Consider the following 20,464-nt stretch of genomic DNA (forward strand, 5'->3'; position numbering starts at 1 on the left):
TTAAAAAAAGAAAAATGAAGAATATATTATTAGTAAGTACCGTATTATTTACACTTATGTTTATGAGTTGTAATGATGCCCCAAAATCTGAACTTGGGCATAACGAAGCCGAAGGCGTATCAAAAACCAATGAAGCTGGGGAAGATGCACACGGCGATGAAGGCCACAATGAAGGAGAAGAAGAAGGTCACAGCGAGGAAGAAGGCGTTGTGGAACTTACAAAGCAACAGGCCGAAACCATAGGTTTGGAAATGAAACCTTTGGAGGAACGCAATTTAGGGAACAACATTAAGGTAACGGGAACGCTGGAGCTTTTCCCACAGGACAAGGCGAACATAAGCCCGTTTGTTGGTGGAAATGTGAGTGCCATAAAAGTAATACCCGGAGATAACGTAAGCAAAGGTCAAGTGCTGGCATATATAGAACACCCGGATATCATTGCAATGCAACAGGACTATCAGGAAAAAAATGACGAACTGGTCTTTTTGAAACAGGATTTTGAACGCAAGCAGACGCTTTATGACAAAGGCGTTTCTTCGGGAAAGGAATTTCAAATGGCTCAATCAAAATTTCGTTCCACAACATCCAGCGTCAATGGTTTGAGGGCCCAATTGAAACTGTTGGGCATTAATCCCGACAAAGTGGCGGAAGGTCAAATATATTCCGCTGTTCCCATTACCACGCCAATAAGTGGATACGTGGCAGAAGTAAATATAAGTTTGGGCGATTATGTGGGCGCACAATCCAAAATGTTCTCAATAAGCGATAACTCAAAAATTTACGTCAATTTTAAAGTATATGAAAAGGACATATACCAAATAGAGAAAGGGCAACAGATATATTTTTCCACGGCCTCTCGCCCAGATGAACTGCTTAAAGCAACCGTTCGGTCTATAGGTAAAACTTTTGAGACAGACCCAAAAGCCATAGAAGTTCTTGCTGATATAGAAAACAAGGATAAAAATCTTTTGCCAGGTATGTATGTGGAAGGGCGCATAGTGCAGGGCGAGAAAAAAGGTTTCGCTATTCCTGAAGCTGCTATCATAAAAGAAGGCGAGCAATCCTTCATTTTCATTTTGGATGAAGACGAAGAAATGGAAGCGGGCAAAATGAAATTCAAAATGATACCCGTAACGGTTGGTATTACTGATTTAGGCTTTGTTGAAGTCAATCTTCCTGCCGAAGTTTCAAAGGATGCCAAAGTTGTCATAAGTGGAGCTTATAACCTGTCTTCGGAAATGGTTAAAGGCGAACTGGAACACGCACATTAATTCAATCACCATCAAAGATTTTGATTCCGGGTTTGTTTATCGTCTTAATAAGTTAGTTAAAAATTAAAAAACAGGCTCGGTTCAAAATCGATTAAAAATTTAAAAAAATGAAGGAAATAAAAGCATTTATAAAACCGAACCGGATCCAAAGGGTAATTGAAGCTCTTGCTGATAGTGGTTTTAAAAGTATGACCCTGTCACAAGCAGAAGGCACGGGCGCGTTCAAGGCAAAAGGCGCAAGACCGTCGCTGGATTTTCACGTAACAGATAGTCCAGTGGTCAAATTGGAATTGGTCTGTCAAAATGAGGAAGCCCAAGCGGCCATTGAAACAATTATAGCCAACGCCAAAACCGACGGGCCTGGAGATGGTATAATTTATATAGCTAATATAGAAGATGCGTTTCACATTAAAACAGGAGATTCCTTAAAACGTTACGACCTGTAATTCTCTTTCTAAACAAATGGAAAAAATAGTTCAATTTTTAGAAAGCAAAGGAATACGACCTACAGCTATGCGCCTTATGACCTATAAGCGGTTGGCAGAGTTGAATGTTGCCATCAGCCTTGGCGATTTGGAAAAAGATTTTAAGATCAGTGAAAGAAGTACCCTGTTTAGGACTATGAAAGCGTTTGAAGAAAAAGGGATTGTGCATCAAATCGAGGATGGGACAGGGGTTATAAAATACGCCCTTTGCGAAGAAAATTGTGAATGCGAGGTCGGCAACGACCTTCATTTGCACTTTCATTGCAACAATTGTAATGAAACGGTCTGTTTAACAGAGCATAAAATCCCTCACATCAACTTGCCTGATGGCTATATCACGGAGGACATTAACTTGGTGGTAAAGGGTATTTGCGAAAAATGCAGTGGCAATTTGGATTAAACGTTTGGTTTTTAAATTCAATTATCATTTATAAATAGTGAGCAATGATAACAATCTATAAAAAAGAGGCTACTGTATATATGGTAGCAGAGAATAAGCTGGATGCCAAGGATTATGAAAACTTGATACCGGTCTTAACAGAACACATAAATGCATATCAGGAAGTGTTCTGGTACATTGAAATGCAAAATTTTGAAGGTTGGGCAGCAGAGACATACTGGAAGGGAATTGAATTATACCTTCCGAATGAAAAGCATTTAAAGCGAGTTGCTTTGGTGGGCAGCGTTAAATGGCAAGAGCAATTTACCGAGGTATTGCTTCCTTTTTCAGAAGCTCATATAAAATTTTATAAGACCGAAGAAAAAGACGATGCCAAAGAGTGGATAAAATAAAAATAAAAAATGGAAAAACTACAACTAAAAATACCGGTCATCCTTCCGCAAGTTCCTAACGAAAAAGATTCTTGTGTTGAAAGGCTTATTCAAAAACTACAAGCTAAAGAGGGCATCGAAAAAGTGCACATTGCCGATGCAAACGGAGCTGATGTGCCAAAGCTCTGTTTTCATTATGACCCAGATATCATTTCCATTGACCGCATTCAATCCCTCGCCGAAAGTACTGGTGCCGAGATTACCGAAAAATACGGGCATTTGCTCATTGAAGTTAAAGGAATCAGACACACAAGACAGGCTCGTTCCATAGAGAGAAGCCTTTTGGCAATCAATGGAGTTTTGGAAGCTTCCGTTTCAGGCTCTGGAATGGTACGACTTGAGTTTGATAAAAAGCAAACAAATTTTGATGAAATAAGCAAACAAATTGAAAAGGAAGACCTTCAGGTTCAACGCAGTGCTTCAAACGAAAATGATTACACCGAAGCATCCAAAAAACAAGAGCGTTCAAAGAAGGAAGAGACTAAAGAGCAAACTTCCACCGAGGGACACGAGCACAAAGAAGGCGAGACCCACGAGGAAGGAGAAGAGCACGCCCACGGTGGTATTTTCGGTAAAAATACGGAGCTTATTTTTTCCATTATCTGTGGGGCACTTCTCGGAATAGGTTTCGGCCTTTCCTATGTGGAATCCATCCCAGATTGGGTCAGTCTTACTTTATACATTGGTGCTTACTTTTTCGGTGGTTTCTTTACGGCCAAGGAAGCAGTACAGACGGTTGCCAAAGGCGGTTTTGAAATTGACTTCTTAATGCTGGTTGCCGCCATTGGTGCAGCCATTCTGGGAGAATGGGCAGAAGGTGCATTGTTATTGTTCCTGTTTAGTTTGGGGCACGCCCTTGAACATTATGCAATGGAAAAGGCCCGAAAGTCCATTGCGGCACTGGCAGATTTAGCACCAAAAACAGCATTGCTGAAAAAAGATGGTAAGACAGAAGAAGTCGGGATTGAAAAATTAAGTATAGGCGATATCATTGTGGTCAAACCCAACAGTAAAATATCTGCCGATGGTGTTGTGGTCAATGGAAAAAGCAGTGTCAACCAAGCACCTATCACAGGGGAAAGTGTACCTGTGGACAAAATTCCTGTGGAAGATACGGGCAAGGACTATTCGGCAGACGATGATATCAAGGACGAAAACCGCGTTTTTGCCGGAACTATCAACGGTAATAATACTTTGGAAATAAAGGTAATCAAAGAAGCCAAAGACTCTACGCTGTCCCGACTGGTCAAATTGGTCAACGAGGCACAGACCCAAAAATCCCCCACCCAACTTTTGACCGACAAGTTTGAAAAATACTTTGTACCATCCGTACTGATATTGGTTGGTATCCTACTCTTTGCCTTTTTGGTCATTGATGAACCGTTTAGTGCCAGTTTTTACCGTGCAATGGCAGTATTGGTAGCCGCCAGCCCTTGTGCACTCGCCATTTCAACACCAAGTGCGGTATTAAGCGGTGTGGCACGGGCAGCACGGGGCGGTGTACTTATCAAAGGTGGGCGACCGCTTGAGGATTTAGGGGTCATTACCGCTTTGGCTTTTGATAAAACGGGCACACTTACCGAAGGCAAGCCCAAACTTACCGAAGTAGTACCACTGGGGAATATTGAAGAAAATGAACTGTTAAAGATAGCCGTTGCCGTTGAAAACTTGAGCGACCACCCTTTGGCCAAAGCCGTCGTAAGGGATGGGAAAGAGCGTCTGAAAGGTACTGATATTACCGATGCGTCAGATTTGGAAGCGGTTCTCGGAAAAGGTATCAAAGCTTCTTTGGGCAAGGATAAAATCTATATAGGAAACCTTGACTTGTATGAAGACCTCGATGAAGCAAAACCATCCGAAGATATATCGAATAAAGTAAAAGAACTTGAAGGTGGTGGAAATACCACAATGCTCATAAGAAGGAACAAAGAATATATAGGTATCATCGCCCTGATGGATACCCCACGGGAAGCGGCCAAGGAAACCCTTAAAAAATTAAAGGAAATCGGTATTAAGCGGATGATAATGCTAACTGGCGATAATCAAAAGGTTGCCGATGCCGTTGCTAAAGAAATTGGGTTGACCGATGCCTGGGGAAGCCTGTTGCCAGAGGAAAAGGTAGATGCCATTAAAAAATTAAAAGAACAGGAATCCAAAGTCGCAATGGTAGGCGACGGTGTGAACGATGCCCCTGCAATGGCAAACAGCACCGTAGGTATCGCAATGGGTGCAGCGGGCAGTGATGTGGCATTGGAAACAGCTGACATTGCCCTAATGGCCGATAAACTGGAAACCCTGCCCTTTGCCATAGGTTTGAGCAGGAAGGCAAAGACCATTATCAAGCAAAACCTTTGGGTCAGTCTTGGTATTGTTGCCCTGCTTATACCCTCAACCATTTTTGGGCTTGCCAATATCGGTATTGCGGTGGTAGTCCACGAAGGCTCAACACTACTTGTGGTATTCAATGCCTTAAGGCTTTTAGCGTATAAAAAATAAATTTAGTAAAAAAGATTGCTTTTTGAATCAATGCTAAAAATGACAAAGACGGAAAAAACACTTTTAAACCGAGGGATTCGACCTACTCAAATGAGGTCGAAGATATACAAGTTCCTGAAAAGGAAACAAAGTGCCATGTCCTTTTCCGATTTGAAAAAGGCGTTTGTTCAAAAGAGCGAAACCAATAAAACAGCAAACAGAACTACCTTTTATCGCAATCTCAAGATTTTTGAGGATAAAGGGTTGATTCATCAGATTAATGATGGTGTAGGAGTGGCAAAATATGCGATTTCTGATGAAAATGCCAAAGGTAAATACGGTACAGATTTACATATGCACTTTCATTGTACCGTTTGTAGGAAAACCATCTGTTTACCAAATAAAATATCGGAAGAAAGCCTGCCAGACGATTATGAAGTGAACGATGTGAACTTGGTTTTGAAAGGAATATGTGAAAAATGCAGGAAAAAATAACAGGTGGGAGTACTTGAACCTTGAACCCTTGCGCCCAATGGTCCAGTTCAGGTTTCTTTCACCCTCTTTAACTAAAAAATATGGCAGAATTAAAAAAATCATTGGGAACACTTCGACTCACTTTTTATGGCGTTGGCACCATTGTGGGCGCAGGAATTTACACGGTAATCGGCGCAGCAGCTGGACAAGCGGGAACAGACCTCTGGTTAAGTTTTATCTTTGCTGCCATTGCAGCAAGTGTGTCGGCAATGTCTTATGCTGAATTATCCTCAACCTATCCGAATGCGGGTGCGGAATTTATTTTTGTACGCAAGGCGTTTCCTAAGATTGATATTCCGTCTTTTCTCACGGGCTGGACGATTGCGTTCCACAGTTCGGCCACCATTGCAGCGGTGCTACTGGCTTTTTCAGGCTATTTCAACACTTTTTTTAGTATTCCTTCCCTACTTGTCAGTTATGGTGTTTTGGTTATGCTCTCGTTGATAAGCATTACGGGCATCAAGAAATCATCTACCGCTAATATCATTATGGTTAGTATTCAGCTCTTGGGATTGTTCCTTCTTATAGCGTTCGGACTTTTGGAAACAGGCCCACCAAAAGCAGCATTTTTTAAAGTTGAATCCTTTTCCGGTACTTTGGCAGCAACGGCTACCTTGTTTTTTGTTTATACTGGCTTTGAACATATGGCGGCTTTGGGTTCAGAGGTAAAAAACCCTGGCAAGACAATTCCTCGTGCCTTTCTATTGACAATGGTTTTTACAACCGTCATCTATTTGCTCATATCTTTTACGGTACTCAACATTGCCGACCCGTCAGAACTGGCAAAAGTGGATTCGCCACTTTCACTTGCGGCATCCAACCTCAACAGTTGGTTGCCCGTTGCCTTGGCCGTAGCAGCACTTTTCGCCACTGCAAATGCGGCTTTTAGTGGTATAATTTCTATTAGCAGGTTGCTTTTTGGAATGGCAAGCGTAGGCGAACTACCAAAATTTATGACCAAAACCAATGCACAGAAAGTTCCGTGGGCAACTACCCTTGTAGTTATGGTAGCAGTTGCTGGATTTATATTGTTGGGCGATATCAAAATCGTAGCGGGAATGTCATCTTTGGGTGCATTGCTTGTTTTTGTTGCCGTGAACATTGCACTTATCGTATTGCGTTTCAAAGCACCCAATAAAGAAAGACCATTCAAAGTTCCTTTATCCATTGGAAAAGTTCCAGTATTGCCCATATTGGCGATACTCATTAGTTTGTCCTTGGTAATTCAATATGATTGGGAAGTATATTCAGCATTTGTGGGAGCTATTGCAGTAGGCATTATCTTGGATTATTTTTTGGACAAAAAGTCAAAAGATGAAATAGACCCTGAAAAAGAAAAGGAGCTTTTTAACCATTAATCTAATGTTATGGACTGGATGTTTGAAGATTTTAAAACCGAACTGGATAACCTAAATCCTTACGAAAATGGTAACGCGATCATTGAGTTTGACGATACTAAAACGAATGAAGGTGAAAATTGAGGAAGCAATTAATGCAACAAATTACAAGGTAACAAGAAAAAATAAAAATCAATGGAAGCTATATTAAAATCAGAAATTACCTGTCCAAACTGCGGACACAAAAAAGTAGAAGATATGCCAACAAATTCCTGTCAATTCTTTTATGAATGCGAGAAGTGTAAAACTGTTCTAAAACCAAAAGAAGGTGACTGTTGCGTTTACTGTTCTTATGGTTCTTTGCCCTGTCCTCCTATCCAGTTAACAAGAAAAGATGAATGCTGATGCAAATGCAATTCCTGTGCATAACCTTTTAAAGTATCTTTAAAGAAAATTTTAATAAAATGAAAGCAGCTACATCCCGGCCCTTAAGCCCAAAAGTTAATAAAGAAAAAACAGGCTGGAAAACCCACTGGGACCTTCTGCTTGCCTTGCTGATTTTGGTTATACTGTTAACATTGGAATATGGGTTTAACCTCGACATACCCACTATACCTTTATTGGCAATTAACCTCATTGCTTATATTCTCGCCGGAAGAAAAGTTTTAGATCTCGCTTGGCGAAAGTCAAAAAGAGGCGATTTCTTCAATGAATTTGTATTGATGAGTGTGGCAACAATCGGCGCATTCATCATTGGAGAATATGAAGAAGGTGTTGCCGTAATGGTATTTTACCAAATAGGCGAATGGTTTCAGGACTCGGCAGTTAAGCGCGCCAAAAGAAGCATTAAAGCCTTGCTTGATATAAGGCCTGATGAAGTTATCGTTCTAAGAAACGGAAAATCACAGGTTATACATCCTTCAGAAGTAGAAATAGGAGAAAAGATACAAGTGAAACCTGGTGAAAAGGTTGCCTTGGATGGTGATCTCATTTCTGAAAAAGCCTCTTTCAACACTGCGGCATTAACAGGGGAGAGCAAACCAGATACCAAATATAAAGGTGAACAGGTACTGGCCGGGATGATCAATCAAAATACACTTGCAGAAGTAAAGGTAACCGCCCTGTTTAGGGATAGTAAACTCAGCAAAATCTTGGAAATGGTACAGGATGCCACCGCACGTAAATCACAGACCCAACTCTTCATATCCCGTTTTGCCAAAGTATATACCCCAATCGTATTTTTCCTTGCACTGGCACTTTGTGTAACCCCAATATTTTTTGTGGATGATTATGTGTTTCGGGAATGGTTTTATCGTGCCTTGGTATTCTTGGTGATCAGTTGCCCCTGTGCATTGGTTGTTTCCATACCTCTGGGCTACTTTGGAGGTATCGGCCTTGCTTCCCGAAATGGAATCCTGTTCAAAGGCGGAAACTATTTGGATGTTATGACCCAAGTAAAAACAGTGGTGATGGACAAAACAGGCACCTTGACCAAAGGGGTCTTTAAAGTTCAGCAAGTAGTACCCGAAGGAATTGAAAAAGAAGAACTGATCAAAGTAGCAGCAGCTTTGGAAAAGAACTCGACCCATCCCATAGCCATAGCTGTAACGGATTATGCCGATAATAAACACCAAGGCCTACAAACTTCAAACATTGAAGAAATAGCAGGACACGGCTTGAAAGGCATCGTTGGTAATAAGGAAGTATTGGCTGGAAACCTTAAACTTTTAAAGAAATATGACATAGCTTATCCTGCCGAAGTCGAACAGATTGTAGATACCATAGTGGTATTGTCCATTGATAATAAGTACGCCGGTTATATCACTATTGCCGATGAAATAAAGGAAGATGCATATCAGGCCATCAAGGAAATGCACCGTCTAAACATAAAAACCGTAATGTTATCTGGTGATAAACAAACAGTGGTAGATCAGGTGGCAAAAGTTTTGGGAATTGATGAAGCTTATGGTGGACTGCTTCCGGACGAAAAAGTGGAGAAAGTGGAGGCTCTTAAAAAAGAAGGAGTAAAATTGGCCTTTGTAGGCGATGGTGTTAACGATGCTCCGGTTATTGCCCTCGCCGATGTTGGTATTGCAATGGGCGGTCTCGGTAGTGATGCCACCATCGAAACAGCAGATGTAGTTATTCAAAACGACCAGCCGTCAAAGATCGTTGCAGCAATAAAGGCGGGTAAAATCACCAAAAACATTGTCTGGCAAAATATCATTCTCGCTATGACAGTCAAAATTATAGTACTTGCATTAGGTGCAGGCGGTGTTGCTACTTTATGGGAAGCCGTTATCGCAGATGTGGGTGTAGCTCTTTTAGCTATATTGAATGCTGTGAGAATACAACGGAAGGATTTATAACATCCGCATACTTATCTTGGCTTCAAAAAGATTGTTTTTCTCGAACGAAAAAAATGTTCCTTGCTCTGGCGGTTGTTGCTATGTTCGCTTCAAAAACTTAATAGACAACCCAGATGTCATTTATAAATTGCTCATTCCTCTACTGATATTTTTATTGTGATATTTTTTATTGGTCAAATCCTCAGGCAAATCCCTAAAGTTTAGCTATTCAGACAGGGTAAGCCTGACATTAACTACTACGACAAGAAATTCACCTATTTCATTAGCCATTGCCGTTTCTGCTTTTTTTTATGAACCATTAATAGCATTATCATTAATTATTGAACCATTGGTTGAACTTCCAGTTTGGTTTTGACATCACAAATCATATTGTATTATTGTGCTTAATATACTGACCCTAATTTCCTCACCACTAAAGCTAACCTTATTCCTTCTATAGCGGAATTAGATGATTCCAATTTAAGGAAAAAAACCCACCGCACAGCCATTTGCTTCCAGTCGGTTCTTTTCGTTCGTTCGTGCCTCACTCTCTACAATCACCCACTTCCAGCAACGCGCAGCAAGAGTACTCCTTCAATCGGTTCCGTTGCTCTCCACCTCAATCAGTCGCACCCTTGCTTTTTCCCACGCGCATCCAAACGCAGGTAAAGCGGTGTTCGTCAGTCCTTCCGCTTTGTTCCGCAAAAACATATCTGCAAGGGTAAAATGAACTCCCTGCGGTCGCCCTTGCATATACCGTTCACTTGCCAGGTGTCTTGCGCTCCAGTGGGTGCTCGCCACCTGCCGTTCACTTGTTTTGCTTCACACGCTACTCTCCTTCCTCACCCGTGGCTACTCCATCCCCCCAAACCCTAATAAGGTGTTCGCTGCGCTCACCACTTTTTTTATTGGGGGTCTGCCGCCACTTGTTAATTGTGCGAGCCTGCGGGTCGCTTCGGGCTGATCGGGCTGTCACGTTTTTTGCAATCCGCCATTTGCTTTCAGTAGGTTCTTTTCGTTCGATCGTGCCTCTCTCTCTACAATCACCCACTTTCAGCAACCCGCGCAAGAGTAGCTCATTCTCTCCACTACACGAGCCTACGTACCTCCATTTCGCAATGCCATTAAATTCACTTCAATCTTTTTTTGACGATTTTATACTCAATAAAAACACTTCAATTAGATAGATGTCAAGGCATTGCTCCATTCCGGCTCCGGCATCGTTTCGTTCCGATCAGTCGCTACCCTTGCCTTTCCCTACCCGGAAGCAAAAAATCGCGCCAGCCCTGCCGTAAACGGTAGGCGTCTGCCGCCCTCATTCTTCGGGCTACCGCAGCCACCACCCTTGCTCCGCTCGCAGGCGGCTCGCATTATAGTTCCAGCAATCCATTCCGTTACTCTCCATTCCTTGCTTCCACTATAGCTACGCTTGTTTACCTGCGTTTTACCTCGATTACGAATTTGAATAATTTCAAAAAAACCTTAATAAAAAGTGTTCGAATCTCATAGCCCGCTGTATTCTATTGTTGCTCAATATTCTTGGCCATTTCGGACTAAAATTCCTCAATTAATCCACAGTATTAAATTCGAGAAGAAGAATAAACTCAAACATAGAGCAAAGGTACAGGCGTGCGGATGCGAGAGCTGCAAGGGTTCGCTTCGCCTGTTTTAAAAAAAAATCTCCACCCTTGCTTTTAGCTTGAATTATAATTTTCACTGTTATTTAAATTATGGTCTGCGCCTGTCAATTCCATTTTTAAAACCCGGGTAGTATTTTTTTTAACAGCCCGTGCATCAATCGCACCGATCCTGTGTAGTGGCACTATGTTTAATTTAATCTTTTCAATTATGTATCATTCACTTTTTTCAGTCCGTTGTGGCAGCCGTTGGTTGTTGGCGGGCGTTCGGTTGTCAGGTCGTCCATTCTTTGTGGGCGTTGTTCGTTGTGGTGTTGTAGATTATACCATCCGCCTCTTTTGGTTAGAGGTTACCTTGTCAGAGCTCCCTTTTTAGGGGGCTTTTTTTTTACTCGTTAGAAAAATAAATATTTTTAAGTGATTTAAAATCAGAAGAAATGATAACCAAAACAATCGAAATCACAGAAATATCAGTTAACGAACTTACCGATATAGTAGCAGAAAAATTATTTAATAAACTTAAAATGTATTTACCGGATTATAAATCTACCGAAGAAGATGTTTTTCTGTCACCGAAAGAAACAGCAGAATTTTTAAAAATTAGTAGGGGTACTCTTTGGCGTTGGACAAAAGATGGAAAAATAAACTGTTACGGAATAGGTGCTCGCCGATATTACAGTAAAAATGAGTTGATGGAACTCCTTAAAGGTAATATTTTAAGACATTAATCCATTTTTAAAAGAAGTTTTAATCTGATGTTTTTTTCAAAATATAAATAAAAGAGACAAGCGAAGATAGGCGGGTTCGCGCAAGTCCATCGCCACAACGGATTGTAAAGGTCAAGCCCTCCGGGTTTTGAAAAAAATCTCCACCCTGCGGGTAGTATTTTTCCCAAAAACCTTGACAACCCTCCCAAACCCGCCTTATTAAAAGCTTTCTCTTTTATTTTTTTTCCTTTTTTCTTTTCTCTTTTGAAAAAAAATATGGGAAATGGATGGCTGTTGAATTTGCGAACATCTTTGAAAATGCAAATTGAAGTGGGCAATCGCGGCAGGCAAGGTTTTATTGGCTCACTGTATGAAAACGTTTCAAATCAGACCTCATCGGCCGTTTGACACTTGTTCCAACCCCATTTTTTTTATCCAAGATATGGGATTGACTTCCGGAAGGCAGATTATCTTGTAGAAACTATTTAGCCAATCATTCACATCCTGAACTCGGTAAATGTCAAAAAATCAAATTCCACAAGGCAAACAAAAGCAAATAGGAGCAACAATTCCCTTGCCCGAACCTTAGCATATATATTGAAGTAATTTTGAATGAAAGGGCAAAAGCCGAGTCAAGTCCGTGCCAAGTCCGAACATTTGTTTAACCCATAAATACATATAAATTATGGCAATCATCAATCAAGGTATTCTCGGCGGTGTATCCGGAAAAATCGGGAATGTAATCGGTGGGACCTGGAAGGGCATCGATTACCTACGAATCAAACCTTCCAGCGTAGCGAACCCCAAAACCGAAGGACAAGTTGACCAGCGCTCAAAGTTTTCAACCGTGCTTCGTTTCCTGCAACCTATGACAGACTTCCTACGGGTTGGTTTCAAATTGTATGCAAACAAGATGACCCAATTCAATGCTGCAATGTCTTACAACTTGTACAATGGAGTAACAGGATCCTATCCTAACTATTCCATTGACTATGGAAACGCTTTGGTAACCCGTGGTAATCTAACCGGAGTAGTTGGCGGTGCCGCGGCTTCCACAGTCGCATCAACGGTTGACATTAACTGGACTGACAATTCAGGAAGTGGAAGTGCAATGGTAACAGACAAAACTTTGATCTTGCTCTATAACGAGTCAAGAGGAGAAGTAGTCTTTACCACCGCTGGACCAACAAGATCAGCCGGAACAGAAAGTATTTCAGTACCACCTGAATACACCGGCGAAGATGTGGAGGTGTTCTTAGGGTTTATTTCCGAAGATGGTTCTAAAGTGTCCAATAACGCTTATTTAGGTTCTGTAACAGTTGCGTAAAAGCGATTGACGTTTTCTTGGAAAACCGTCCTCATTTGGGGGCGGTTTTTTTATCTTTACACCTCCCGATTTTCTTATCTTTAGTCTTTAATTAGCTATAATTCAACACTTCTTGTTGCTTATTTGTATCTATTGATAGCTAATTAACTGATAATCAAACATACATTACATTTTGCATCGGGAAGTAACCACTTGGTTGGCGACGGCAAAGGCCAAACGGAGCACAAGAACCGAAGCTGTAGTAGCATATTCTGTTTTTATGGCCTTTGAGAGAAAACTTGCAGCTGGTGTTACAATTTTAAAATATTGCATAGGAGAATACTACTATTTACTTCAATATTCTTCTATAATAAGTCCGATAATTTCCGTTGAAAAGGGTTAAACTTACATTATGGGGGGGTTTTATTTTATTTATGTTAAATTTTCTTTAACTTGTACCTTTGGTATTGTTTTGGTAAATGGATATTAAACAGTATCAAGGTATTACCTTTTGGTATTAAAAAACAGTATAGCAGAATTTCATTGAGCAACAAATCTATTTTAGCATGATTAATCTTTACAAGGCAATAGATAGGAAACTATTATCTAAAAAATGTGAGTTTGCAAATTCATTTTCAGGTGCCACAACAATTGGTTGGCATCCATTTCTCTTCTTCGAAAATGTAATTATTAGCCATTTCGGCAAACATCGATTTCAATTCAATTTGTTTTATAGGTATTTACCGGTATAGCTTTTTCGCTTAAAACAACCATTTTTATCTATGAGCAGTTCTATTGAGAAATACAATTTCCCAGATCAGGAAATATTTGATCTATACCCTTTCCCTATGTGGATTTACGACGTTGAAACACTTCGGTTTTTAGCGGTAAATCAAGAGGCAATAAAGCATTATGGCTATTCGGAAGCGGAATTTATGTCGATGACCATAAAAGACATTAGGCCTGAAGAGGAAATTCCGAGATTATTAAAGGCGGTAAAGGAAACGCGGGCTAGAACAAAACAATACAAAGACTATCTGTATGTTCACCAAAAAAAAGATGGAAGTCTTATTCGGGTTCAAATAAAAAGCAATCTACTTCATTTTAAAGGCAGGCAGGCAGATATAGTTACTGCCATAGATTTAACGGAGCACTATTTACAGGAAAAGCGAATTAGTGAGCAAAAGCAATATCTGGCAATAATTGGAGAGCTGAATCAGCTATTGTTACGGTCGGAAAATTGGGTAGTGGCTTTAAACCGTTGTTTTCAAATTGTGGGCGATACGCTTGAAATAGATAGGGTTTATTTTTTTCAGAATAATTTAGAGAAGAATACCACCTCCCAGCGTCTTGAATGGGTTCGGGATAGCAGCGATATGCAAATAGACAATCCGGAGCTGCAGCATATACCCTACTCCCAGTTTCCACTATTTATAAACCAGTTACAGGAAGGTAAATTGTTTGAGGCCATTGTATCAGAACTGCCCAACACCCCTATAAAGCACATTTTACAAAAACAGAACATACGGTCTATTTTAGTGCTTCCCGTGATGATTAACAGGGAATTTAGCGGGTTTATTGGAATAGACGACTGCGTACATGAACGAAGGTATAAGGAACATGAATTAGCGCTTTTAAAAAACCTCGCATCCAATTTGGGACATGTTATTAAAGCGAAGCAGGCACAGCAAAAGTTAATAGATAGTGAGGCACGGTTTAGGTCGCTCGTTCAAAATGGAACCGATTTAATTGCCATTATTAACAAGGAAGGATTTTATACCTATGTAGCCCCGAATTCGACTAAAGTACTGGGTATTCCGCCAAAAGATTTTATAGGTAAAAATGCATTCGATTTTATATATGAAGAAGATGCGCCCCGCTTATTAAAACATCTGGAGGAAATTTTAACAACGGAAAGAGTATCTATTGCCCCTTTTAGGTTTCCGGATGTCCATGGAAATTGGCGGTGGATACAAACTGAATTAACGAACCATCTTCAAGACCCAGCCATAAACGGCATTGTGGCAAATACGAAGGATGTAACCCCAGAGGTTGAAAAAAACCTAGGAAAGGAACTTGTAGCCTCCCTCACCAAACACATTAATGGCCCTGGGTCGTTATCCACTTGTTTGACGGAGGCCTTAAAGGAATTGATTAAGTTATCGGGAATTCATATTAGCGAAGCTTGGCTAATTTCGGAAGACAGCGCGACGTTGAATTTAATTTCAAAATGGCAACAGGATATTGCACTTAACGAGTTTTACGACAGCTCGAAAGAGGTTCACAGTTTTAAGATAGGCAGTGGATATCCGGGGCATATATGGCAATCTAAAGAATCGTTTATATGGCAGGATATTCAAAATTGCAACACTTTTGTTCGGACTGATGCTGCAGATATCACCAATTTAAATTCGGCTATAGGCATACCCATTATTTTTAACGAAGAATTTTTGGGATGTATTATCTGTTTTTCACAATTTGAAGATCAGTATCTGTCAGAATATCTTAAAATTTTGGTGGACGTAGGGCAACAGATAGGCGCCGTGGTAAAGCAGAAAATGATAGCGGAGGAATATCATAACTTCTTCGATATTTCGCCAGATCCACATTGTTTGGTTGGTTTGGATGGCACCCTAATAAAATACAACAAGGCATTTAAGAATTTATTGGGCTATACCAATGCGGAGATAAAGAACAGTCCGATTTTAAAATATGTAATTTTCAAGGAAGACAGGGCTGCGTTTATAGAGATATTAAAGACCAATCCCGATAGTATAAGTTCATTTGAATCTAAGTTAAGAACAAAAAGTGGAGCAATAAAATGGTTGCGATGGAGTGCTACAATCAATAAGGAAGCTAAGGTTATTGTGGCGGTTGCCAAGGATATTACGGAACAAAAAATTGCAGAACAAAGTTTAGAAGCCGCGTATTTGCGATTACGGAATGCACAAAAAATTGCGAAGTTAGGGTATTGGAGTAGAAATTTAGATACCGATTTATCAGATTGGAGTGAAGAAATGTACGCTATATTTGGGTACACAGTTTCAAACTTCACCCCTACTTTAGAGAATATTGCGCGTACTTTTCATCCTTCTGACCGGCATTTATTTCTAGATAATATTATTGTTGATTCACTTAAACCCGGGCAGGTTAAAAGTTTTGAACACCGCATTATAACTGCGACAAACGAAGTTAGATGGGTACGTCAGGAAGCTCGCTTAATACTAGACGACGCAGGCAAACCAGCCCGGCTGGAAGGTACCATACAGGATATAAACGAGAGCAAGGAAATCCAACAACAGTTAGCCTATAGCAATGAACGGTTTAGGTTGGCAATGCAAGCCAGCAACGAAATGATCTGGGAAATAGACCATCAAAAACAAACTGTTTCGCGGGGTAAGGGGTATGAAGGCACTTTGCATTACGACACCAGCGAACCTTTTGTAATAGACAATTCGTGGTTTGGAAATGTACATCCGGAAGATCTACCCGATTTATGGGAGTCGTTGCAAACCGCTTTCCGCAATAAAGAAAAAAAATCGTGGGAAAGGGAATACAGACTGCTTAAAGAGGATGGGAGTATTGCATATTTTGTAGATAGGTGCTATATTATACGAGACGAAGAGGGCAATCCGATTAGATCTATTGGTTCGGCCTTAAATGTTACCATATCGCGGCAGCAACTGGAGCAAATAAAAAGACAGAATACTAATTTACGTGAAATTGCTTGGATGCAGTCGCACGTAATTAGGGCCCCACTTTCCAAAATCATGGGATTGATATATCTTTCGGAGCTTGAGGATAAGGACCAGGCGACCAATGAAATTTTTAAAATGATTTCTGATGCCGCCCATGAGCTCGATGAGGTTATTCATAAGATAACGCATAAAATAAATACCATTGAAAACGAAGATGCGTGAAATATTATTAATTGACGACGACCCTATCATTAACTTGATTAATACAAGGGTAATTAAGTCGCAATTTCCAGATTTGCCCATTACGGCTCTAAAAAGCGGTGTTGAGGCGCTGGAATATATTCGTGAGCATCAAACTGATTCGTATCTTGTTTTTTTAGATATTCATATGCCAGAGATGAATGGGTGGGAATTTATAGCAAACATCAGAAAGGAAAAAATTGAGCGCAACTTACAGATACATATACTCACCTCTTCCGTAGATAATACCGATATTATAAAAGCAAAAGAAAACGCGGAGGTACTTTCGTACTTATTAAAACCTTTAAAAATAGAAGTCCTTTCCTCTTTAGTTGGCTAATCACAAAGCATAATCCGCAATTATTTTTTATAATAACGCAGCGGAAACCGATACGTTAATTTTTCCTTAATCTGTTATATTTAGGCATTATTCTGTGGAATTGGCAACTCAAACCCATAGTTTTGCCAACTTATTGATTAAATAATCGAAAAAAACAAATATTATGAGTCAAGTACAAGGAAATGAAACCGTAAAACTTCACTACACGGGAAAATTAAATGACGGGCAGGTGTTCGACAGTTCTGTGCAGCGCGAGCCATTGGAAGTAAAATTGGGTGAAGGCCGACTTATTCCTGGTTTTGAAAAAGGATTGGTAGCAATGAAGGTTAATGAAAAGAAGACCATTACCATTCCAAAAGAAGAGGCATACGGGGAAGTTCAAAAAGAGCTATTCCAGAAGATACCCAATGAAAACTTACCACAGGAAATAAAGCCTGAGGTTGGGATGGGGTTAGTATCTAAAAATCCTGATGGAACTGAGCGTCAGTTGCGTGTTGCAGATGTAAAGGACGATTTTATTATTGTAGATGCCAACCACCCTTTGGCTGGACAAGACTTGACCTTTGAACTGGAATTACTTGAAATAAAGTAGATTACTAGCACTAATACTGAATAATTAAGAAAAGCTTCTCTGTAATGGAGGGGCTTTTTTTTGTCGGGTGTCTGTTGTCGGTTGTCGGTTGTGGGTTGGCGGTTGTCGGTTGGCGGTTGTCGGTTGGCGGTTGTCGGTTGTGGGTTGTCGGTTGGCGGTTGTCGGTTGGCGGTTGGCGGTTGTCGGTTGGCGGTTGTCGGGTGTCTGTTGTCGGTGGTCGGTTGTCTGTTGTCGGTTGGCGGTTGTGGGTTGGCGGTTGTGGGTTGGCGGTTGTCGGTTGGCGGTTGTCGGTTGTCTGTTGTCGGTTGTCGGTTGGCGGTTGTGTGTTGTTGGGACTGTGTAATTGGTTAATTGGTTAAATCGGGGAGGATTAAAGCGGAGATGGGTTATTTCCCCCTTAGAAAGAGGGTTGGGGGGATGTTTTTAGGGGGTGATTGTGGGTTTTTTTGTGTTTTTAGTGGTAGGTGCTAGCATGTAGAGGTTGCCGCGGTCGTGCCTCCCTCGCAATGACCCGTCTACTTCGTGCCGGGCAGGCGAGTTAGTATCAATAAAAATTCGAAATGGTTGTTGCGCTGCGCTCGCAATGACCCGTCTACTTCGTGTTGGGCAGGCGAGTTAGGTTTTATTGAAATTTGGATGGATTACTTTGCTTCGCTGGCAATATTTTTGAGCAATTGTATTACTTCGTTTCAATTTTGATAGATTGAAACTAGTTGCCTGTGCCGTAGGCACAACATATGGGTAGAAAAAATAGTAATGAGTAAACCATTGTTCTGTAGGGACAACATATGAAAAGCCGGGTTTTTTGGAAATGATTGGTTTTTTTAGTTTAGAGTTGAGGGGTGTCGGGTGTCTAATGTCGGTTGTGAGTTGTCGGTTGTGGGTTGTCTGTTGGCGGTTGTCGGTTGTCTGTTGTCGGTTGTCGGTTGTCTGTTGTCTGTTGTCTGTTGGCGGTTGTCTGTTGTCTGTTGTGGGTTGTGGGTTGTGGGTTGTCTGTTGTCTGTTGTCTGTTGGCGGTTGGCGGTTGTCTGTTGGCGGTTGGCGGTTGGTTATTGTTTTTTGGCGATGGCGTCTATGCAGTTAATGCCGTCTATGGCGGCGGAGATGATGCCACCGGCGTAGCCAGCGCCTTCGCCGCAGGGATATAGGCCTTTTATTTCGCGGTGTTCTAAGGTATCGGGGTTTCGGGGGATATTTATTGGGGAAGAGGTTCTACTTTCAGGGGCGTGTAGTACGGCTTGGTTGGTATAATAGCCGTTAATTTTATTGCCGAAATCTACGAATGCCTTTTTGAGACGTTTTGAGAGTAATGGGGGAAGTACTTTGTTTAAGTCGGCAGAAACAATTCCGGGTTGATAGGATGTTTTTGGGAAGTCTTCGGATATTCTACCTTCCACAAAATCTATCATCCGTTGGGCGGGGACTTTTTGGGTCTTCCCTCCTGCTTCCCAACAGCGCTGCTCTACTTCTTTTTGAAAGTTTAAGCAAACAAATGGATCGCCTGGTGTATAATTTGGCAGATCTTTGGGCGAAACACTTACCACTATACCTGAGTTGGCGTATGGATTGTTGCGTTTGCTCGGGCTCCAACCGTTGGTTACCACTTCGTCCTGAGCAGTGGCACAGGGAGCAATAATTCCGCCGGGGCACATACAAAAGGAATACACTCCAAGACCATCTACCTGGGTGACCAAGGAATAGCTGGCTGGCGGTAGATACGGGTTATCGTCATTGCCGTGATATTGAATATAATCTATTAACGCCTGCTGATGCTCTACCCGTACGCCAATAGCAAAAGGTTGCGCTTCAATTGCGATGTTTTTTGCATGTAGTAGATAAAAGATATCGCGTGCGGAATGGCCCGTGGCAAGGATTACGTTTTTAAAGGGAAACCAAGTTTCATTATTAATTTGAATAGCACTAATAGCCTCCGCCTCCACTTTTAAATCGGTTAATTTTGAATTAAAGTGTACTTCTCCCCCATTTTCTATAATGGCCTCCCGCATGCTACTTATAATTTTTGGCAGCTTATTGGTGCCAATATGCGGATGGGCATCAACGAGAATTGATGGATCGGCTCCAAAGTGTACAAACCACTCCAAAGCCTTGAGAACATTGCCGCGCTTTTTGGATCGGGTATAAAGCTTACCGTCGGAATAAGTGCCGGCCCCTCCTTCGCCAAAGCAGTAATTGCTTTCTGGGTTTACACGGTGGTCTTTATTTATTGCCGCTAAATCTCTTCGGCGTTCGCGGACGTCTTTTCCACGTTCAAATACTATAGGTTTTAATCCCGCCTCCAGCGCCCGAAGTGCCGCGTAAAGTCCGGCGGGACCAGCGCCAATGATAGCAACCGGTTTAGCTTCCTTTACATTTTGAGGAATAAAGGGCGGAATGGTTTCGCGCGTTTCGCCCTGTAACCACAACTCAAGCTGTAGGTTTATTTTTATAGGCTTACGACGCGCATCGATGGAGCGTTTGCGAATTCGCCAATCGCTTATAGCGCCCTTTCGGAGTTTTGCCTTTTCCAGCGCAAGGTCTAGAATAAAGGCATTATCCTCTTGTTGATGCGGTAAAACGGAAATAGCAACCAATCTGCTCATGAGGAGCAAAGGTAAATGTTAATTCGTTACTTTGTATAATGGAAGGTGGATTATTGAATACGT

The 20,464-nt window shown here is 41.3% G+C and carries 16 protein-coding genes; 14 read left to right on the forward strand and 2 right to left on the reverse strand.

Features of this window, described 5'->3' with window-relative positions:
• The first annotated feature begins 14 nt into the window (after positions 1 to 14).
• From QCQ61_RS13160 to QCQ61_RS13210, 11 genes are all read left to right on the forward strand, one after another.
• Positions 15 to 1,271 carry an efflux RND transporter periplasmic adaptor subunit gene (locus QCQ61_RS13160; protein WP_279448109.1) on the forward strand — a complete coding sequence of 419 codons (1,257 nt, stop codon included), beginning with the start codon at positions 15 to 17 and terminating at the stop codon, positions 1,269 to 1,271.
• Positions 1,272 to 1,378: 107 nt separating this feature from the next.
• On the forward strand, positions 1,379 to 1,717 hold the full coding sequence (locus QCQ61_RS13165; protein ID WP_279448110.1) for a P-II family nitrogen regulator: 339 nt from the start codon (positions 1,379 to 1,381) through the stop codon (positions 1,715 to 1,717).
• Between the two features lie 16 nt (positions 1,718 to 1,733).
• Positions 1,734 to 2,156 carry a Fur family transcriptional regulator gene (locus tag QCQ61_RS13170; protein WP_154192128.1) on the forward strand — a complete coding sequence of 141 codons (423 nt, stop codon included), beginning with the start codon at positions 1,734 to 1,736 and terminating at the stop codon, positions 2,154 to 2,156.
• Between the two features lie 44 nt (positions 2,157 to 2,200).
• On the forward strand, positions 2,201 to 2,548 hold the full coding sequence (locus tag QCQ61_RS13175; RefSeq protein ID WP_154192127.1) for a SpoIIAA family protein: 348 nt from the start codon (positions 2,201 to 2,203) through the stop codon (positions 2,546 to 2,548).
• Positions 2,549 to 2,557: 9 nt separating this feature from the next.
• The gene (locus QCQ61_RS13180; RefSeq protein WP_237608730.1) at positions 2,558 to 5,083 is read left to right on the forward strand and encodes a heavy metal translocating P-type ATPase; all 2,526 of its coding nucleotides are present in this window, start codon (positions 2,558 to 2,560) and stop codon (positions 5,081 to 5,083) included.
• Between the two features lie 39 nt (positions 5,084 to 5,122).
• The gene (locus QCQ61_RS13185; protein ID WP_237608731.1) at positions 5,123 to 5,557 is read left to right on the forward strand and encodes a Fur family transcriptional regulator; all 435 of its coding nucleotides are present in this window, start codon (positions 5,123 to 5,125) and stop codon (positions 5,555 to 5,557) included.
• An 80-nt stretch (positions 5,558 to 5,637) separates the two neighbouring features.
• A complete protein-coding gene (locus tag QCQ61_RS13190; RefSeq protein WP_269353708.1) occupies positions 5,638 to 6,954 on the forward strand; it encodes an APC family permease in 1,317 nt (438 codons plus the stop codon).
• Between the two features lie 174 nt (positions 6,955 to 7,128).
• Positions 7,129 to 7,338 carry a GDCCVxC domain-containing (seleno)protein gene (locus tag QCQ61_RS13195; protein ID WP_073217619.1) on the forward strand — a complete coding sequence of 70 codons (210 nt, stop codon included), beginning with the start codon at positions 7,129 to 7,131 and terminating at the stop codon, positions 7,336 to 7,338.
• Positions 7,339 to 7,397: 59 nt separating this feature from the next.
• Complete coding sequence (locus QCQ61_RS13200) at positions 7,398 to 9,302, forward strand: heavy metal translocating P-type ATPase (protein ID WP_279448112.1); 1,905 nt, start codon at positions 7,398 to 7,400, stop codon at positions 9,300 to 9,302.
• A gap of 2,053 nt (positions 9,303 to 11,355) precedes the next feature.
• On the forward strand, positions 11,356 to 11,646 hold the full coding sequence (locus QCQ61_RS13205; protein ID WP_279448113.1) for a helix-turn-helix domain-containing protein: 291 nt from the start codon (positions 11,356 to 11,358) through the stop codon (positions 11,644 to 11,646).
• Positions 11,647 to 12,310: 664 nt separating this feature from the next.
• Positions 12,311 to 12,952 (forward strand): DUF6266 family protein, encoded by a 642-nt coding sequence (locus QCQ61_RS13210; protein ID WP_279448114.1) that lies wholly within the window; start codon positions 12,311 to 12,313, stop codon positions 12,950 to 12,952.
• 165 nt (positions 12,953 to 13,117) lie between these two features.
• Here QCQ61_RS13210 and QCQ61_RS13215 read toward each other — a convergent pair whose 3' ends face one another.
• A complete protein-coding gene (locus tag QCQ61_RS13215) occupies positions 13,118 to 13,264 on the reverse strand; it encodes a hypothetical protein (protein WP_279448115.1) in 147 nt (48 codons plus the stop codon).
• Between the two features lie 449 nt (positions 13,265 to 13,713).
• Between QCQ61_RS13215 and QCQ61_RS13220 the strand changes: the two genes are divergently transcribed.
• From QCQ61_RS13220 to QCQ61_RS13230, 3 genes are all read left to right on the forward strand, one after another.
• Positions 13,714 to 16,851 carry a PAS domain S-box protein gene (locus QCQ61_RS13220; protein ID WP_279448116.1) on the forward strand — a complete coding sequence of 1,046 codons (3,138 nt, stop codon included), beginning with the start codon at positions 13,714 to 13,716 and terminating at the stop codon, positions 16,849 to 16,851.
• Positions 16,844 to 17,209: a response regulator gene (locus QCQ61_RS13225; protein ID WP_279448117.1), complete on the forward strand. Its 366-nt coding sequence runs from the start codon at positions 16,844 to 16,846 to the stop codon at positions 17,207 to 17,209. Before QCQ61_RS13220 ends, QCQ61_RS13225 begins: the two co-directional genes overlap by 8 nt.
• 163 nt (positions 17,210 to 17,372) lie before the next feature.
• Positions 17,373 to 17,801: an FKBP-type peptidyl-prolyl cis-trans isomerase gene (locus QCQ61_RS13230; protein WP_279448118.1), complete on the forward strand. Its 429-nt coding sequence runs from the start codon at positions 17,373 to 17,375 to the stop codon at positions 17,799 to 17,801.
• A gap of 1,049 nt (positions 17,802 to 18,850) precedes the next feature.
• On the opposite strand, the gene QCQ61_RS13235 is transcribed toward QCQ61_RS13230, so the two are convergent.
• Positions 18,851 to 20,401 (reverse strand): NAD(P)/FAD-dependent oxidoreductase, encoded by a 1,551-nt coding sequence (locus QCQ61_RS13235; protein ID WP_279448119.1) that lies wholly within the window; start codon positions 20,399 to 20,401, stop codon positions 18,851 to 18,853.
• Between the last annotated feature and the right edge of the window lie 63 nt (positions 20,402 to 20,464).

The organism is Aequorivita marisscotiae, from assembly GCF_029814825.1.
Lineage (GTDB): Bacteria > Bacteroidota > Bacteroidia > Flavobacteriales > Flavobacteriaceae > Aequorivita > Aequorivita marisscotiae.

What these genes read in the sequence shown, in the direction of transcription:
- QCQ61_RS13160 (WP_279448109.1), top strand. Translation starts at nt 15, where the DNA reads ATGAAGAATATATTATTAGTAAGTACCGTATTATTTACACTTATGTTT.
- QCQ61_RS13165 (WP_279448110.1), top strand. Translation starts at nt 1,379, where the DNA reads ATGAAGGAAATAAAAGCATTTATAAAACCGAACCGGATCCAAAGGGTA.
- QCQ61_RS13170 (WP_154192128.1), top strand. Translation starts at nt 1,734, where the DNA reads ATGGAAAAAATAGTTCAATTTTTAGAAAGCAAAGGAATACGACCTACA.
- QCQ61_RS13175 (WP_154192127.1), top strand. Translation starts at nt 2,201, where the DNA reads ATGATAACAATCTATAAAAAAGAGGCTACTGTATATATGGTAGCAGAG.
- QCQ61_RS13180 (WP_237608730.1), top strand. Translation starts at nt 2,558, where the DNA reads ATGGAAAAACTACAACTAAAAATACCGGTCATCCTTCCGCAAGTTCCT.
- QCQ61_RS13185 (WP_237608731.1), top strand. Translation starts at nt 5,123, where the DNA reads ATGACAAAGACGGAAAAAACACTTTTAAACCGAGGGATTCGACCTACT.
- QCQ61_RS13190 (WP_269353708.1), top strand. Translation starts at nt 5,638, where the DNA reads ATGGCAGAATTAAAAAAATCATTGGGAACACTTCGACTCACTTTTTAT.
- QCQ61_RS13195 (WP_073217619.1), top strand. Translation starts at nt 7,129, where the DNA reads ATGGAAGCTATATTAAAATCAGAAATTACCTGTCCAAACTGCGGACAC.
- QCQ61_RS13200 (WP_279448112.1), top strand. Translation starts at nt 7,398, where the DNA reads ATGAAAGCAGCTACATCCCGGCCCTTAAGCCCAAAAGTTAATAAAGAA.
- QCQ61_RS13205 (WP_279448113.1), top strand. Translation starts at nt 11,356, where the DNA reads ATGATAACCAAAACAATCGAAATCACAGAAATATCAGTTAACGAACTT.
- QCQ61_RS13210 (WP_279448114.1), top strand. Translation starts at nt 12,311, where the DNA reads ATGGCAATCATCAATCAAGGTATTCTCGGCGGTGTATCCGGAAAAATC.
- QCQ61_RS13215 (WP_279448115.1), bottom strand. Translation starts at nt 13,264, where the DNA reads ATGCAATATTTTAAAATTGTAACACCAGCTGCAAGTTTTCTCTCAAAG.
- QCQ61_RS13220 (WP_279448116.1), top strand. Translation starts at nt 13,714, where the DNA reads ATGAGCAGTTCTATTGAGAAATACAATTTCCCAGATCAGGAAATATTT.
- QCQ61_RS13225 (WP_279448117.1), top strand. Translation starts at nt 16,844, where the DNA reads ATGCGTGAAATATTATTAATTGACGACGACCCTATCATTAACTTGATT.
- QCQ61_RS13230 (WP_279448118.1), top strand. Translation starts at nt 17,373, where the DNA reads ATGAGTCAAGTACAAGGAAATGAAACCGTAAAACTTCACTACACGGGA.
- QCQ61_RS13235 (WP_279448119.1), bottom strand. Translation starts at nt 20,401, where the DNA reads ATGAGCAGATTGGTTGCTATTTCCGTTTTACCGCATCAACAAGAGGAT.